The 15,704-nt window shown below is 67.0% G+C and carries 13 protein-coding genes and 1 tRNA gene; 5 read left to right on the top strand and 9 right to left on the bottom strand.

Annotation, left to right across the window (positions count from 1 at the left end):
• Window positions 1-198: 198 nt before the first annotated feature.
• From J4O73_RS06875 to J4O73_RS06855, 5 genes are all read right to left on the bottom strand, one after another.
• Window positions 199-3,447: an efflux RND transporter permease subunit gene (locus J4O73_RS06875; RefSeq protein ID WP_426215815.1), complete on the bottom strand. Its 3,249-nt coding sequence runs from the start codon at window positions 3,445-3,447 to the stop codon at window positions 199-201.
• Between the two features lie 12 nt (window positions 3,448-3,459).
• A complete protein-coding gene (locus tag J4O73_RS06870; protein ID WP_426215813.1) occupies window positions 3,460-4,755 on the bottom strand; it encodes an efflux RND transporter periplasmic adaptor subunit in 1,296 nt (431 codons plus the stop codon).
• A gap of 123 nt (window positions 4,756-4,878) precedes the next feature.
• A complete protein-coding gene (locus J4O73_RS06865; RefSeq protein ID WP_426215811.1) occupies window positions 4,879-5,259 on the bottom strand; it encodes a hypothetical protein in 381 nt (126 codons plus the stop codon).
• Window positions 5,260-5,480: 221 nt separating this feature from the next.
• Window positions 5,481-5,556 (bottom strand) — tRNA-Lys (locus tag J4O73_RS06860).
• A gap of 101 nt (window positions 5,557-5,657) precedes the next feature.
• Window positions 5,658-7,232 carry a 2-isopropylmalate synthase gene (locus J4O73_RS06855; protein ID WP_426215809.1) on the bottom strand — a complete coding sequence of 525 codons (1,575 nt, stop codon included), beginning with the start codon at window positions 7,230-7,232 and terminating at the stop codon, window positions 5,658-5,660.
• Window positions 7,233-7,663: 431 nt separating this feature from the next.
• On the opposite strand from J4O73_RS06855, the gene leuB reads away from it, so the two are divergent.
• The 3 genes from leuB (at window position 7,664) to ubiB (ending at window position 11,215) form a co-directional block, all read left to right on the top strand.
• Window positions 7,664-8,773 carry a 3-isopropylmalate dehydrogenase gene (gene leuB, locus J4O73_RS06850; RefSeq protein ID WP_426215806.1) on the top strand — a complete coding sequence of 370 codons (1,110 nt, stop codon included), beginning with the start codon at window positions 7,664-7,666 and terminating at the stop codon, window positions 8,771-8,773.
• A gap of 92 nt (window positions 8,774-8,865) precedes the next feature.
• Window positions 8,866-9,639: a bifunctional demethylmenaquinone methyltransferase/2-methoxy-6-polyprenyl-1,4-benzoquinol methylase UbiE gene (gene ubiE, locus J4O73_RS06845; RefSeq protein ID WP_426215804.1), complete on the top strand. Its 774-nt coding sequence runs from the start codon at window positions 8,866-8,868 to the stop codon at window positions 9,637-9,639.
• A 13-nt stretch (window positions 9,640-9,652) separates the two neighbouring features.
• Window positions 9,653-11,215: a 2-polyprenylphenol 6-hydroxylase gene (gene ubiB, locus J4O73_RS06840; RefSeq protein WP_426215801.1), complete on the top strand. Its 1,563-nt coding sequence runs from the start codon at window positions 9,653-9,655 to the stop codon at window positions 11,213-11,215.
• Between the two features lie 3 nt (window positions 11,216-11,218).
• Here the strand turns inward: ubiB and zapE are convergent, their stop codons facing one another.
• Window positions 11,219-12,406 carry a cell division protein ZapE gene (gene zapE, locus J4O73_RS06835; protein ID WP_426216005.1) on the bottom strand — a complete coding sequence of 396 codons (1,188 nt, stop codon included), beginning with the start codon at window positions 12,404-12,406 and terminating at the stop codon, window positions 11,219-11,221.
• Window positions 12,407-12,715: 309 nt separating this feature from the next.
• Between zapE and J4O73_RS06830 the strand changes: the two genes are divergently transcribed.
• Window positions 12,716-13,312 carry a GNAT family N-acetyltransferase gene (locus J4O73_RS06830; RefSeq protein WP_426215799.1) on the top strand — a complete coding sequence of 199 codons (597 nt, stop codon included), beginning with the start codon at window positions 12,716-12,718 and terminating at the stop codon, window positions 13,310-13,312.
• Here J4O73_RS06830 and J4O73_RS06825 read toward each other — a convergent pair.
• Together J4O73_RS06825 and J4O73_RS06820 are read right to left on the bottom strand one after the other, a co-directional pair.
• The gene (locus tag J4O73_RS06825) at window positions 13,309-14,088 is read right to left on the bottom strand and encodes a ComF family protein (protein ID WP_426216003.1); all 780 of its coding nucleotides are present in this window, start codon (window positions 14,086-14,088) and stop codon (window positions 13,309-13,311) included. The two genes, J4O73_RS06830 and J4O73_RS06825, sit on opposite strands and share 4 nt — an antisense overlap.
• A 2-nt stretch (window positions 14,089-14,090) precedes the next feature.
• Window positions 14,091-14,324 carry a hypothetical protein gene (locus tag J4O73_RS06820; RefSeq protein WP_426215797.1) on the bottom strand — a complete coding sequence of 78 codons (234 nt, stop codon included), beginning with the start codon at window positions 14,322-14,324 and terminating at the stop codon, window positions 14,091-14,093.
• A gap of 146 nt (window positions 14,325-14,470) precedes the next feature.
• On the opposite strand from J4O73_RS06820, the gene J4O73_RS06815 reads away from it, so the two are divergent.
• Window positions 14,471-15,358, top strand: a complete 888-nt coding sequence (locus J4O73_RS06815; protein WP_426215795.1) for a class I SAM-dependent methyltransferase — start codon at window positions 14,471-14,473, stop codon at window positions 15,356-15,358.
• Between the two features lie 20 nt (window positions 15,359-15,378).
• On the opposite strand, the gene J4O73_RS06810 is transcribed toward J4O73_RS06815, so the two are convergent.
• Window positions 15,379-15,618, bottom strand: coding sequence for a DUF2188 domain-containing protein (locus J4O73_RS06810; protein WP_378965913.1), 240 nt, complete (start codon window positions 15,616-15,618; stop codon window positions 15,379-15,381).
• Window positions 15,619-15,704: the final 86 nt, after the last annotated feature.

Raw genomic sequence — 15,704 nt, 5'->3', positions numbered from 1 at the left:
GACCCGCGTGTGTGCATCGGTTGCAACGGCAACAATGGGCCAACCCCGCGCCGGGCACGGCGTCCCAGCTATCGCTGAGAAGCTGCACATTCTCGAACGTATTGCCGCGACGCACGACGGCAGACGCCTCCGTCTGGATCGATGCACGAGCGTGAGGACGGCCAAACGACCGGGCGGAGGGAGCCCGGGCGCATCATCCTATTCCGTCGCCTTGAGACGGTGTCGCTCCGGCTCATGTGCCCGCGGCGCGGCCTCGGCCGACTGGATCCGACCGAAGCATGCGTAGAGGGCCGGCAAGACCACTAGCGTCAGCAAGGTGGCGCTGATCAGGCCGCCGATAACCACGGTGGCCAGCGGACGCTGGATCTCGGCGCCGGTCCCGGTGGCGATGGCCATCGGAACGAAGCCGAGCGAGGCGACGAGCGCCGTCATCGCTACCGGCCGCAGCCGGGTCATGGCGCCGTCAAGAATCGCCTCCCGCTTCGGACGGCCTTCCGCCACGAGTTGCTTGATGAAGGTCAGCATCACCAGCCCGTTGAGGACCGCCACGCCGGACAGCGCGATGAAGCCGACCGCCGCCGGCACCGACACCGGCATGCCGCGCAACCACAGGGCCACGATGCCACCGGTCAGCGCCAGCGGGACCGCACTGAAGACGAGGAGAGCGTCACGCGGCGAGCCGAGGGCCGAATAGAGCAGGAGGAAGATCAAAAAGAAACAGACCGGCACCACCACCATGAGGCGCTGCTTGGCCGATGCGAGATTCTCAAACTGTCCGCCCCAGGTCACGTAGTAGCCCGACGGCAACTGCACCTGGCTCCCGACCTTTCCTTGCGCCTCCGCGACGAGCGAGCCGATATCGCGGCCACGAACGTTGGCGGTGACGACGACCCGGCGCTTGCCGTTCTCACGCGAGATCTGGTTCGGCCCCTCGGTCACCGAGAAGCTCGCGACCTGCTTGAGCAGGACAGAGCTCGCCTTGCCGTTCGGGCCGGGCGGCAACGGCACCGGAATATTTTCCAGCGCCTCACGGTCCTCCCTCACCTTGTCGGTCAGGCGCACGACGATAGGGAATCGCCGGTCGCCCTCGAAGACGACGCCGGCTTCCTTGCCGCCGATGGCCGCGCCGATGACCTCTTGGATCGCCCCGGTGCTGAGCCCGTAGCGCGCCGCCTCTGTCTTGTTGATCTTGATCTCCAGAAAAGGGAGGCCCGCCGTCTGCTCGACCTTCACGTCCTCGGCGCCGTCGATATCCTTGAGCACCGCCGCAACCGCGTTGGCCGCCTTCAGCATCGGCTCGAACTCCTCGCCGAATACCTTCACGGCCAAGTCGCCGCGGGTTCCGGCCAGGAGCTCGTTGAAGCGGAGCTGGATCGGCTGCGAAAACTCGTAGACGTTGCCCGCAAGCGCTCCGACCGCCTTCTCGATCTGTTCCTGCAAATCGGCCTTGGACAGGCTCGGGTCGGGCCACTCCTCCTGCGGCTTGAGCATCACGAAGGTGTCGGAGGAGTTCGGCGGCATCGGGTCGGAGGCGACCTCGGCCGTACCGGTCTTCGAGAAGACGTAGGCCACCTGGGGGAACTTCGAGACGGCCTTCTCGACGTTCAACTGCATCGCCTGCGATTGGCTCAGTGAGGTCGAGGGGATGCGGGTCGCGTTGAGTGCGATACTCTTCTCATCGAGTTGCGGGATGAACTCCGTCCCGAGCCGCGTGAACAGGAGACCTGCCCCGACGAGCAGCAGCAGAGCCGCCGCGATGAATAAAAAGGGAGCGCGCACCGCCGCCCCAAGCACCGGCTGATAGGCCGCCTTCAATGCCCGGATGATGAGGTTGTCCGTCTCGGTGACCTTGCCGGTGATGACGATGGCGATGAGCGCTGGCACGAAGGTCAGCGAGAGCACGAAGGCCGAGACCAGCGCGATGATCACCGTCAGCGCCATCGGCTCGAACATCTTGCCTTCGACCCCCGTGAAGGTCAGGAGCGGCACATAGACCAGGACGATGATCGCCTGCCCGTACAGCGACGGCTTGATCATCTCCTCGGCCGAGGCTCGGACGGTCCGGAGACGTTCCTCGGTGTCGAGGGTCCGCACCAGTTCGTGCTGCCTCTCGGCGAGGTGACGCAGCGCGTTCTCGGTGATGATGACCGCCCCATCGACGATCAGCCCGAAGTCGAGGGCGCCCAGGCTCATCAGGTTCGCCGAGATCTTTGCCTCAACCATGCCGGTCATGGTCATCAGCATGGCGACCGGGATGACGAGCGCCGTGATGATGGCCGCCCGGATGTTACCGAGCAGCAGGAACAGGATGACGATGACGAGGGCCGCGCCCTCGGACAGGTTTGTGGCGACCGTCTTCACCGTGGCTTCGACGAGGCGCGTCCGGTCGAGGATGGTCTGAACCTCGACGCCCGGCGGCAGGCTCTTTCGGATCTGGTCCATCCGCGCGTCGACGGCGGCGGCCACCGTGCGGCTGTTCTCGCCGATCAACATCAGGGCGGTGCCGACGACCACCTCTTGCCCGTCTTCGCTCCCCGAGCCGGTGCGCAGGTCGCGCCCGATGCGCACCTCGGCAATGTCCTTGATCCGCACCGGTACGCCGCCGCGGGTCGCGACCACCACGTCGCCGATGTCGTTCATGTCCTCCAAGCGCCCGGCGGCGCGGACGACGTAGCCCTCGCCGTTATCCTCCAGGTAGCGGGCGCCCTGGTTGGCGTTATTGCTCTCCAATGCGCGAGCGACGTCGGCGAAGGACAGGTCGAGGGAGGCGAGCTTATTGGGGTCCGGCTGGACATGGTACTGCTTCTCGAAGCCACCGATGCCGTCGACCCCGGCCACTCCCGGCACGGTCCGGATCTGTGGCCGGATAATCCAGTCCTGCACGGTCCGCAGGTAAGCCGTCTGCTCCAGCTCGGTTCTCAGGCGCTGGCCCTCGGGCGTCAAATAGCTGCCGTCGTGTTGCCAGCCGGGCTTGCCCTCAGCCGAGACCTTTCGCTCGCCCGGCTTCGCGTAGTGGATCGACCACATGTAAATCTCGCCGAGCCCGGTCGAGATCGGACCCATGGCGGGCTCGGCGCCCGGCGGCAGGTCGCGCCTCACCTGGGACAACCGCTCTGCGACCTGCTGGCGGGCGAAGTAGATGTCGAGCTTCTCTGCGAAGACGGCTGTCACCTGAGAGAAGCCGTTGCGCGATAGCGAGCGGGTGTATCCCAGCCCCTTGATGCCGGCGAGCGCGGTTTCGACCGGGTAGGTGACTTGCTTCTCGATATCGACGGGTGAGAGCGACGGCGCCGTCGTATTGATCTGCACTTGGTTGTTGGTGATGTCCGGGACGGCGTCGATGGGCAGCTTGGTCACCGCGTAGCCGCCGAAGGCCGCCGCGAGCAGCGACAAGAGCAGCACCAGCCAGCGCCGGTGGACGGAGACGTCGAGAATCTTCGAGATCATGACCTGCGCTCCTCAGTGTCCGTGGTCGGCTTCGCTCTTTCCGAGCTCGGCCTTGAGGAGGAAGGTGTTGGCGACGGCGATGTCCTCTCCGGGCTTGAGACCGGAGACGACTTCGAAGGCGTCGTCGTCCGAACGTCCAAGCTCGACCTCGCGCTTCTCGAACCCCTCACCGGTGCGTACGAAGACGACGCGCTTGCCCTCGACAGTCTGGAGCGACGCCTTGGCAACCCGGACGGGCACTAGGTCGGTCTCGGTCTCGACCTCGGCCGTGACGTAGGTTCCCGGACGCCACGCCATGTCCTTGTTGGGTAGCGAGACCACCACCCGGGCCGAGCGTGTCTCGGCGTTCAGGAGCGGGCTGACGAAAACGACCTTGCCCCGCTCGCTGCGCCCGCCGCGATTGACCATGACTTGCGCCCCCTCGCGTACCTCGTCGAGGTCCGAGGTCGGCACCGCGAGCTCGATCCAGACGGTCGAAAGGTCGGCCACGGTATAGACGTCGGCCGGGTCGCCCTCCTTGCCGACGGCGGTGCCCACATCGACCTTGCGCTCGACGATGCGGCCGGAGATGGGCGCCCGCAATTCGTATTGGCGGAGCGTCGAGGCGTTGGGCGTGGCCTCGTCGCGCTTTTGCGCGGCAGCGACTTCGGCAGCGTTCAGACCGAGCGCCGAGAGCTTCTGTCGGGCGAGGTCGACCCGGAGTTGGTTCTCTTGAAACGTAGCCTTGGCGTTGTCGTATGCCGCCTGGGACGCCGCCGCGGAGGCGAGCAGGCGCTGCTGACGCTCGAAGTTCACCTTCTGCAGATCCGACTGGACCATGGCGGTGAGGTAATCGCTCTTGGCATCCGCCACCTCACGGCTGTCGAGGACGGCGACGACGTCCCCCTTCCGCACGTCGTCACCGAGGCGCTTGCGCATTTCGGACACCGTGCCGACCACGCGAACCGGCACGCGGGCGATCCGGTCGGCGTCCGTGGTGATCGTGCCGGGCACGAGGATGTGCCGGGAGAGCAGGCCGCCCTCGGCCTTGGCCACCTTGATGTCCTGGCCCTGGATCTGCTCGGCGGTCATCTTGACGTGACCCTCCTCGCCCTCGGTCTCGGAATGCGCATGCTCGCCGTGGCCGTGGCCCTCGTCGTGGCGGGGCTCCTCGGGCGATATGGCTGCGGGACCGGCGGCGAAGGTCGGGGCGGTCGGCGGCAACCCGGCCGAGGCGAGCACGTCTCTGACGAAGTCGGACACGGCGGGAACGGCAGCGCCCACGAGGACGCCGGCAGCCACCAGGGCTGCAGTCAGGAAAATGCGCATGATGCCTGCTCATCGGGGAGCCGGAGCCGTGGCGGCTTCCAGGGCGGTCCCGTTGCGGTGACGTGAGGATACGATCCCCGGGACTCGGCCCGGGTTCAGGACGCGCGCTTTCGCGGCATCACCTCAGGCGCGCGGCGGGCGCGGCAGGCGGTCGGGGAAGATCGACGAGAGAGCCGCCTCGGCTTGGCCGTAGCACGGCCGGGTGAGCGTCACCGGCGGCGCGGCCGTCAACCCGTCCAGGGGCATGGCGGCGTGGCAGCCGCAATGGACGTGGCAGGCGACGCCTGGATCGGCCTTTTGGGACGAGGCCGACATCAGGTTGGACCCGACGACCATCTCGATCCCATCGTTGCGAGGATGGCCCTGATGGTACGCGAGGTCCTCGGCCATGCCCGCCGTCGGCAGGGAAATTGCCAGGGCCAGGACGAGCGCGAGTGCGCGGGCGGCGGTTGCCCACCACCCCGTCCAGGGCCCAAAGGCCTTATGACGTCCCGCCGAACTCATCACGCCCTTATGCGCGATTCAGGCGCCCGGCCACAAGTCACCGAGGCTGGCGAAGACGCTCGCGTCGGATCCGCGTAAGCGAATTGAGTCTCGCGACCGCTTCGGTTTCGATGAGAATGCCGCCTACAGCACTCTGCGATCCAGAGTGCTCCACAATCATGCAGAGGCCGGGCCAAGAAATGACCCGGTGCGTGCAAGTTATCGTGAGGATTGAGATGTTTTGGTGGGCGCACTAGGGTTCGAACCTAGGACCCGCTGATTAAGAGTCAGCTGCTCTACCAACTGAGCTATGCGCCCGATCGCTTTGCGATCGCCCCGTCCGGCCACCAAGTCCGTCCGCGGTGGTGGGCTGATACCAATGCCGCCGGGGGCTGTCTACCCCCGGCAGGGAGTTTTTCTCACTCGGCCGCCGCATGCTGTGCATGAAGCCTCACGGCCTGGGCCGAGAGCTTGTTCAGCGCAGACAGATAGGCCTTCGCCGACGCGACGAGCGTGTCCGGATCGGCGCCGCGCGCCGTGATGCTGCGGTCGCCGTCGCGCAGACGCACGGTCACCTCGGCCTGAGCGTCGGTGCCGCCTGTCACGGCATGGACGTCGTACAGGTCGAGTTGCGCTTCGTGCGGGACCAGCGCGCGGATCGCGTTGAAGACCGCGTCCACCGGGCCGTTTCCGTCCGCCTCTTCGATGCGCGAGCCGGACTCGTCCTGGATGCGCAGGGTGGCACGCTGCGGCCCGCGTGTGCCCGCGATGACCGACAGCGAGACGAGACGGATGCGATCCTGCGCGGTGGCGAGGTTCTCATCGACCAACGCCTCGATATCCTCGTCGTAGACATGCTTTTTTCGGTCGGCCAGCGCCTTGAACCGTTCGAACGCGTCCTGGAACTGGTTGTCGGACAGGTGCAGGCCGAGATCCTCCAGCTTGGAACGGAAGGCCGCCCGGCCGGAATGCTTGCCCATGACGAGCGAGGTCTTGGTCAGGCCGACCGAGGCCGGGGTCATGATCTCGTAGGTCTCGGCGTTCTTGAGCATGCCATCCTGGTGGATGCCGCTCTCATGCGCGAAAGCGTTGCGGCCGACGATGGCCTTGTTGAACTGCACCGGGAAATTCGTGGCGTGGCTCACGAGCTTCGAGGCGCGGGTCAGCATTTGCGACTCGATGCCGGTCTCGTAGGGCATGACATCGGCGCGGGTGCGGATCGCCATGACGATCTCTTCCAGCGCCGCGTTACCCGCGCGCTCGCCGATACCGTTGATGGTGCACTCCACCTGCCGGGCACCGCCCTCGATGCCCGCCAGCGAGTTGGCGATCGCGAGGCCGAGGTCGTTGTGGCAGTGAACCGAGAAGATCGCCTTGTCCGAGTTCGGCACCCGCTCGCGAACGGAACGGAACATTTCCTTGTACTCGGCGGGCGTGGCGTAACCGACCGTGTCGGGCAGGTTGATCGTGGTGGCGCCCGCCTTGATCGCCGCCTCCACTGTCCGGCACAGGTAGTCGATCGGCGTCCGGGTCGCGTCCATGGCCGACCATTCCACATCCTCCACGAGGTCGCGGGCCTGGGCCACGGTCTTCAGGATGATCTCCAACACCTCGTCCTGGCTCTTGCGCATCTGGTGCGCGAGATGGATCGGCGAGGTCGATACGAAGGTGTGGATGCGCCCGCGCTGCGCATGGCGCACGGCCTCGCCCGCGCGGGCGATGTCGGCGGTGATGGCCCGGGCGAGGCCCGCGATGGTGGCGCGCTTGGTGCGCTTGGCGATCTCGGAGACCGCCTCGAAATCGCCGATGGACGCGATCGGGAAACCCGCCTCGATGACGTCGACCCCCATCGTGTCGAGCAATTCGGCCACGGCGAGCTTCTCATCGAAGGTCATGGTGGCGCCGGGGCATTGCTCGCCGTCGCGCAGGGTCGTGTCGAAGATCAGGACGCGGTCGCGGGTGCCGGTCGTCGAAGTGGAGGTCTGCGTGCTCATGGAAATGCCTTCTTGAACCCTGTCGCGCTCCGCCCGGGCTCGCGGCCGGAGGCGGGTGGTGCCCGGGATGGGCTGTTGTCGCGAGAATAATCCCCTAAGGGCCCAGGCGCATGCCCGGACGGCCCTCAGGGGCGGGTAAGCAGAAGGTCGAGAAGGAGCGGGGCCGAGGGCGCGCGCGACAGCAGGGCCGCGGAAGCGGCACCGGTACCGTCAAACGCTGAGCCGGCTCTGGCCAAGGCTCGTCTCTCCTCGAGGGTCGCGCATAGGTCGAGGTCGGAACCCGCCGCGCGTCGTGGCCGAAAGGGGTACATCCGGCGCATCCGAAACTCAAGGGCCGCTTCCCCTCGGGCGGAGACCGCACTAAAGCGCGGGTGCACCGGCTCCGGCTTCAAGGCCCCGCCGCATAGCCCACGACTTTCGCGAGACCGACCATGGCCACCTACAAGCTTCTGCTCCTGCCCGGTGACGGCATCGGCCCGGAAGTGGCGGGTGGGCTTCAGGTGGTGCTGAACGCGCTGAAGGAGACCGGCCTCGCGAGCTTCGAGACCGAGACGGACCTCGTGGGCGGCTGCGCCATCGACGCCCATGGCGTCCCGCTCTCAGATGCCGCCCTTCAACGCGCCAAGGATGCCGACGCCATCCTGCTCGGCGCGGTCGGCGGGCCGAAATGGGCTGGCGTTGCCTACGAGAATCGCCCGGAAGCCGGCTTGCTGCGCCTGCGCAAGGATCTCGACCTCTTCGCGAACCTGCGTCCGGCGATCTGCTATCCGGCCCTGGCCGAAGCTTCCGCGCTGAAGCGCGAGCTGGTCGAGGGGCTCGATATCATGATCGTGCGCGAGCTGACCGGCGGCGTGTATTTCGGCGAGCCGAAGGAGATCACCACCCTGCCGGACGGAAGCAAGCGCGCTGTCGACACGCAGGTCTACACGACGGGTGAGATCGAGCGCATCGCGCACGTCGCCTTCGATCTCGCGGGCAAGCGGTCGGGCCGTGTCGCTTCGGCCGAGAAGCACAACGTGATGAAGTCCGGCGTTCTCTGGAAGGAGGTCGTCACCCGCGTCCATTCCGAGCACTATGCGGACATCGAACTCGAGCATGTGCTGGCCGACAATTGCGCCATGCAGCTGGTGCGCCGCCCGAAGCAGTTCGACGTGCTGGTGACCGACAACCTGTTCGGCGACGTGCTCTCGGACATCGCGGCCATGCTCACCGGTTCGCTGGGCATGCTGCCCTCGGCCTCCCTCGGCGCCGTGGATGAGAAGGGCCTGCGCCGCGCCCTCTACGAGCCGGTCCACGGCTCGGCCCCCGACATTGCGGGCCAGGATCGCGCGAACCCGATCGCCATGATCGGCTCGCTCGCCATGTGCCTGCGCTACTCGTTCGGACTGGGCGAAGCCGCCGACGCCCTCGACGGGGCGATCACCGATGCGCTGGCCGGGGGCGCCCGCACCGCCGACATCGCCGGTGAGGGAACCAGCCCGATTGGCACGAAGGCCATGGCGGAGGCCATCGCCAGCGCCCTCAAGGCACGCGTGGCCTGAGGGTCGCGCCCTGGGACGCATGGCGGCTTGGCCGGACTCCGGCTAAGAGGCCCGGATCGCTCGGCGGTCCGGGCGCGAATGGCGGGAGCAGCATGACGGTGTCGGACGAAGGCTCGCGGCGCGAAACGACGGATTTCGGCTTCGAGCGCGTGGCCCTCAGCGAAAAGCAGGGGCGCGTCGACAGCGTGTTCCATTCGGTGGCGCGCCGCTACGACCTGATGAACGACCTGATGTCGGCGGGTCTGCACCGGGCTTGGAAGGCGCAGCTCGTCTCGATGCTGCGCCCGTCGAAGACCCGGCCCTACGCTCATCTCGATGTGGCGGGTGGCACGGGCGACGTCGCCTTCCGCGTGCTCGAAGCGGGTGGCCCGGCGACGAACGTCACCGTGCTCGACATTAACGAATCGATGCTGCGGGTCGGCGCCGAGCGGACCGAGGGCCGCTACGGCGATCGCATCGCGTTCGTGACCGGCAATGCCGAGAGCTTGCCGCTGCCGGATTCGGCCTTCGATTCCTACACCATCGCCTTTGGCATCCGGAACGTGCCGCGCATCGATCTCGCCCTGGAAGAGGCGCGCCGGGTGCTGAAGCCGGGCGGGCGCTTCCTGTGCCTGGAATTCTCGGCGGTGGACGTGCCGCTGCTCGACAAGATCTACGAGGCCTATTCCTTCCACGTCATTCCGCGCATCGGCGCGCGGGTGGCGGGCGATGCCGAGTCGTATCGCTACCTTGTGGAATCGATCCGCAAGTTCCCCACCCGCGGCGCCTTCGCCGGCATGATCGAGCGGGCGGGCTTCCGCCACGTCACCGACCGGCCGCTCTCGGGCGGCATCGTCGCGATCCATTCCGGCTGGAAAGTCTCCTGAGGGTGCTTCACTCGTGATCGGCGCCGCCATCAACCTCGTCCGTGGGGCGTGGGTGGGCTTCGTGCTCGCCCGCGAGGGCGCGCTCGCCTTCGCGGATCCGTCCGAGATGCCCGCGCATCTACGCCTCGCCCTGAAGCTCGGACGCTCCATCGAGCGAAAGGGACTCGGCGATGGCGCATCGCGTCTCTCGGCTGCGATGACACGGCTCGGGCCGTCTTACGTGAAGTTCGGCCAATTCCTGGCGACACGGCCCGACATCGTCGGCATGCGCGCGGCCAGGGACCTGGAGAAGCTTCAGGACCGGGTACCGCCCTTCCCGCAAGCTACGGCGATCCGCGTGGTCGAGGCCGCGTTCGGGAAGCCGATCTCGTCGCTGTTCGTCTCGTTCAGTGAGCCGATCGCAGCAGCCTCCATCGCGCAGGTCCACCGGGCCGTGGTAAAGGATGCCGACGGCACTCGCCGCACGCTCGCGGTGAAGGTGATGCGGCCGGGCGTGCGGGACGGGTTCAAGCGCGATCTCGAGGTGATGCGCTTCGTCGCGCGGGTGGTCCACGCCTTCTCGCCGGAGGCTGAGCGCTTGCGGCCGCGCGAAGTCGTGGAGATCCTTGCCCGCTCCGTCCTGATGGAAATGGATTTCCGGCTGGAAGCGGCAGCAGCCTCTGAACTCGCCCAGAACACGAAGGGCGACGAGGATTTCCGCGTACCCCGGCCCGAATGGGAGCTGACGGCGCGGGATGTCCTGTCCTCGGAATGGATCGACGGCATCAAGCTGCACGGGCCGACCGACCTCGTAGCGGCCGGCCACGATCCCCGCGCCATCGGGCGGGCGGTGATCCAGAGCTTTCTGCGGCAGGCGATCCGTGACGGCTTCTTCCACGCCGACATGCACCAGGGAAACCTGTTCGTTGATGACCAGGGTCGCCTAGTCGCCGTCGATTTCGGTATCATGGGCCGCCTCGGGCCGAACGAGCGCCGCTTCCTGGCGGAAATCCTGCTCGGGTTCATCACCCGCGACTATCTGCGGGTTGCCCGGGTGCATTTCGAGGCGGGCTACGTGCCCGGGCACCATTCGGTCGAGGATTTCGCGCAGGCGATCCGTGCCATCGGCGAGCCGATCCATCAGCGCAAGGCCGATGAGATCTCCATGGCCAAGGTGCTGACGTTGCTCTTCGACGTCACAGCCCTGTTCGACATGAGCACGCGCACCGAACTGGTGATGCTGCAAAAGACCATGGTCGTCGTGGAAGGCGTCGCCCGCTCCCTCGATCCCAAGCTCGACATGTGGACCACGGCCGAGCCGGTGGTCCGCTCGTGGATCGCCCACAATCTGGGGCCGATCGGCCGTCTTCAGAGCGGAGGCGAAGCCCTGCGGACCCTGTCCGACGTGATCGCCGACTTTCCCGATCTCGCGCTGCGCATGAAGCGCCTGCTGATCCGCCTGGACGAGACCGGGACCGGTGATGCGAAGCGAGCCGAACGCTTTGCCCGTGACGAACGCACCCGCGCCATCTGGTCGACGCTCGCGCTGTGGGGCATCGCCATCGGCGCGCTGACAATGGCGTTCCGGGGGTTCTAGGCGCTAGGTCTCCGCAAGACCCGTGGTCGAACCGCTGGCCTCCGAGGTTGCGCGACCATGCGGCTTAGCGATGTATTCCTCGGAACGCATCTCGATCAGCCGGGACACGGTGCGGTCGAACTCGAAGGCCTCCCGCCCCGTCGTCGCGGTGTAGAGCTCCTGCGCCTCGGCATCGGCTGAAGCGACGAGCTTCACGTTGCGGTCGTAGAGGGTATCGATCAGGGTGATGAAGCGCTTGGCTTCGTTGCGCTCGGCCTCCTGCATTACGGGAATGCCGTCGAGCACCACCGTGTGATAGGCCCGGGCGATCGTCATGTAGTCCGATGCGCCGAGAGGCTGGCGGCACAGATCGTCGAAGCCGAACCGGGCGACGCCACCGGCTTCCTGCGGCACCTTCACCTCACGGCCATGCACTGTGAGCGAACCTGCCGCGCCCCTGGTCCGACCGGTCAGGCCCTTGAAGGCCGCGTCCAGGGCAGACTTGGCCGCATCGTCGGCCGGAACGTGCCAGACCTTGGCGCCCCCGAGCTTTTCCAACCGGAAATCGGTGCGCGAATCGAGCCGCAGCACTGTGACGTGCTCCTTCAGCACCTCGATGAAGGGCAGGAACAGGGCGCGGTTCAGGCCGCCTTCGTAGAGCCTGTCCGGCTCGACGTTCGAGGTCGCGACCACCGTGACACCCCGGCGGAACAGATGGTTGAACAGCCGTCCCAGGATCATCGCGTCGGCGATGTCGGTGACGGTGAACTCATCGAAGCAGAGCAGCGTCGCCTCGTCGGCCAGGGCATCGGCGACGGGGCCGATCGGATCGTCGCCTTTAACCTCGCCGCGCTTCAGCGCCTGACGATAGGCGTGGATGCGCTCGTGGGCATCCGCCAGGAAGCCATGGAAGTGGACACGACGCTTCTTGCCTGCTGCCGCCTCGTAGAAGAGGTCCATCAGCATTGTCTTGCCGCGTCCGACGGAGCCCCAGACGTAGAGGCCGCTCACCTGCTCGGGCTCGTCCTTGCGCTTGAACAGCCAGCCGAGGGCACTGCCCTTGCTCGCTCGCTTGCGCCGCCCAAGCTCCTGCGCGATCGCATCGAGGCTGCGGATGGCAGCGACCTGCGCCGGATCACGCTCGATGGCGCCGGTGGCGATCAGTGCCTCGTATCGGTCATGGACGGAGCCCGGTGAGACGGCGCTGCGGATCGCGTCGGGAGACGGACCGCGTGCCGACCCGGATGTCTGATTCACGACGCCAATCCTTCGAACTCTCTACGCCCTGCGGGGCTGGGCAGGTGCCGAACCTGTGCAGCGGGGCCCCGCATCGAATCAAGTGTGAGGGATCGACGGTTTGCCCGAACCGTTCCATGCCCCGCCAGAATGGCAGACTCACCGCCGCCGTCAGCGCCAAATTGCTGCATTGCAACAAAGGGCAGCGTCTGTCATATGGCTTGGCTTCTCGGGAGGAACGTCCGGATCCTTTGGCGCCGATGCGCCAGCAGACCGGAGACGTTCATGGCCGACCTTCGGCAATCAGACACACAACATTGGGTCCGCCGCCTCTGGTTGAGCGATCGGCAGGCCGTTCTCGACTATTTCTGTCGGCTCGATCCGGACACCCGGGCGAACCGCTTCATGGGTCAGGTCAGCGAGGCGGGCATTCGCCTCTATGCCGAGCAGGCGATGACCGCACGTGGCGTGATGTTCGGCGCCTTCATCGACGGCACCCTTCGCGGCCTCGGAGAATTGCGGCCCGCCGGGCCCGGCTCATCGAGCTACTTCGTTGGGCCGGAAGCGGAGGCCGCTTTCGCGGTGGAACGCCCGTTCCGACGCATGGGGCTCGGCGCGGCCTTGTTTCGTCGCATCACGCAGGCGGCGCGCAATCGAGGCGTTAGCGACCTTCACGTGCGCTGCTTCTCTCGCAACGGACCGATGATCCGCTTGGCTGCCGGTCAGGGCGCATCGCTCCATCGGGACGGGTTGGAGGCTGACGGCGCCTTGCATCTCGATCGGGCCACGCCGCTCTCCCTCTGGTACGAGAGCATCGCGGAAGCCTTCGACTTCACCCTGTCAGTGACCCAGAAAGCTCCCGGCCGGCAGGACGCGGCTTAGCCGACCGGTTCGCCCACCAGCGCGAAGGTGAGGAGATCGACCGAGTTCGCACCTGCGCGCATCAGCGCGCGGGCCGCGGCGTTTCCGGTGGCGCCCGTCGTTCGCACATCGTCCACAAGCAGGACCCGGCGGCCGGCGACTAGGTGCCGGAACGCGGGCGGGACCTGGAAGGCGCCCGCCAGATTCTCGGCCCGCGCCGCGCGGCTCAGGCCGACCTGAGTACGCGTCGGACGCCGACGTGACAGGGCTTGCGGCAGGAACGGAAGCCCCGCTGAATTGGCGATGGGGCGCGCGAGCAATGCCGCTTGGTTGAATCGCCGCCGCCAAAGCCGCCAGTGGTGCAAAGGGACGGGCACCACGCAATCGGCCTCGGCAATCAGATCACGCCCAGCGGCGGACATCATGCGCGCCATGGGCCGGGCCAGATCGTGCCGATCCTCATATTTCAGCCGATGGACGAGGCCGCGCGCCACATCGTCGTATAGCGCGACTGCGCGCGAGCGGGCGAAGACGGGCGGCTGGGCGAAGGCCTGAGGCGAGAACAACCGTCCGATCCCAAGATCGACGGCGAATGGAATGCCGAGGCGGTCGCAAAGGGGCTCGTCGATCAGCCGAAGGCCGGACCAGCAGGCGGGGCAGAAGGCCCCGGCATCGGCGGTGGCCGCACCGCATCCTGCGCAGGTCGGAGGATAGACGAGGCCGAGTGTGGCGGCGCTTGCCCGTCGCCAAAGGGCAGCGGCGCCCCTTAAGGCGCCGCTACGATGATCGGTGAGGATGCTCAGCGAACGCCGGCAGGCCGGATCGCCTGCTGGTCGGCGGCGCGCGCCTTGGCGTTCGCCCGCATACGGCCAACCGCGCAGCCGGCGGCGGCGCCCGCCAGACCATGGTGGCCCGCGTAATGGCCCGCGATGCCACCGACGATGGCACCCTTGATGCAACCCTTCGCCTCGGCCGCGCCAGCGGCGGTGAGGGCGGACAGGGCGACGACGGTGCCGAGAATCAGGCGCTTCATCAAGAATCTCCCGTTCGAAAACTTAAGCCGGATGGCTCTCGCGGCAGGAACACGGACGCCAACGTCTGGTTCCCCTTCCGTCGCTGAGTCGACTTCACGTCTTTGCGGGTGGCATCTGGCCCCTTCATACGCCATCTCAGCCCGTGATGAGCACGCCGCATCCGCTTTTCGACACCACTTTAATCCGCCACCGGCTCGCCCGCGCACGAGCAGGTGGCTTCGCGGACTTTCTTTTTGCCCGTGCCGCCGAGGATCTCGATGATCGGTTGAGCGCTGTGCTGCGCGAGTTCCAGACCGTACTCGACCTCGCGAGTCCCATTGCGGCAGCGGAGACGGTCTTGGCCCGCCGCTACCCCGAAGCCGTGCGGCTTCGCCTTTCACCCCTGCCGGAACCCGGTATGGGCCGAGCGGTAGCGGATGCCGAGGCTCTGCCGGTCGGGGCCGCCAGCCTCGATTGCGTCGTGTCGCTTCTCGCGCTCCATGCGGTCAACGACCTGCCGGGGGTTCTGGTACAGATTCGCCGCGCCCTGAGACCGGACGGCCTCTTTGTGAGCTGCTTTCTCGGCGGGGCGACACTCACCGAGTTGCGTCAGAGCCTTACCCAGGCGGAGGCCGAAATCGAAGGTGGTGCGAGCCCGCGTGTCGCACCCTTCGTCGCGATCCGGGAGGCCGGGGGCTTGCTGCAGCGCGCGGGCTTTGCCCTCCCGGTCGCCGATTCCGATTTGCTGACGGTGCGCTATGCGGATGCCTTCGCGCTGATGCGCGATCTACGAGCCATGGGCATGACGAATGCCCTCACCGATCGCCGTCGTCACCCCATGCGCCGGACCACCCTGCTACGCGCCGCCCAGATCTACAGCGAACGTTTTGCGGATCGTGACGGGCGCATTCGCGCCAGTTTCGAACTGGTCTGGCTGCTGGGCTGGGCACCACATGAGAGCCAGCAGAGGCCGCTCAAGCCCGGCAGCGCCACCGCGCGGTTGGCTGATGCCCTCGGCACAATCGAGATGAAGGGGGAAGGCGAGGCAGGCTGACCCGCCCTCCCCGGCTGGTCTTAATCCTCGACTTTGGCGACGGGGCGGTCGTTGCCCTGCGCCGTCTCGTCGTGCCACTGCCCCGCCTGATCCTGGTAGCGGATGCCTTCGGTCGAGCCCGGCACTTGCTGCTCGGCGGCTGCGGCCTGAGCAGCCTGCAGTGCCTCCTCGCGACTCGGGAAGGTCTCGGAGAAGACGTCGCCGACCTTGTAGGCGTAGCCGCCGTCGTGTTCGACGATATGGTAGGTGACTTCGGTCATGACGCCTCCGAACTCTTTCACAGGGTTTCGGAGCGCGAACCATTGGGGCGCCGGGGCGGTTCCGTGGCCACCGATCCGCCCGAATG

The sequence above is a fragment of the Methylobacterium sp. NFXW15 genome, assembly GCF_049887755.1.
In the GTDB taxonomy this organism is placed as follows: domain Bacteria; phylum Pseudomonadota; class Alphaproteobacteria; order Rhizobiales; family Beijerinckiaceae; genus Methylobacterium.
This window is presented reverse-complemented; position numbering and strand designations above follow the sequence as displayed.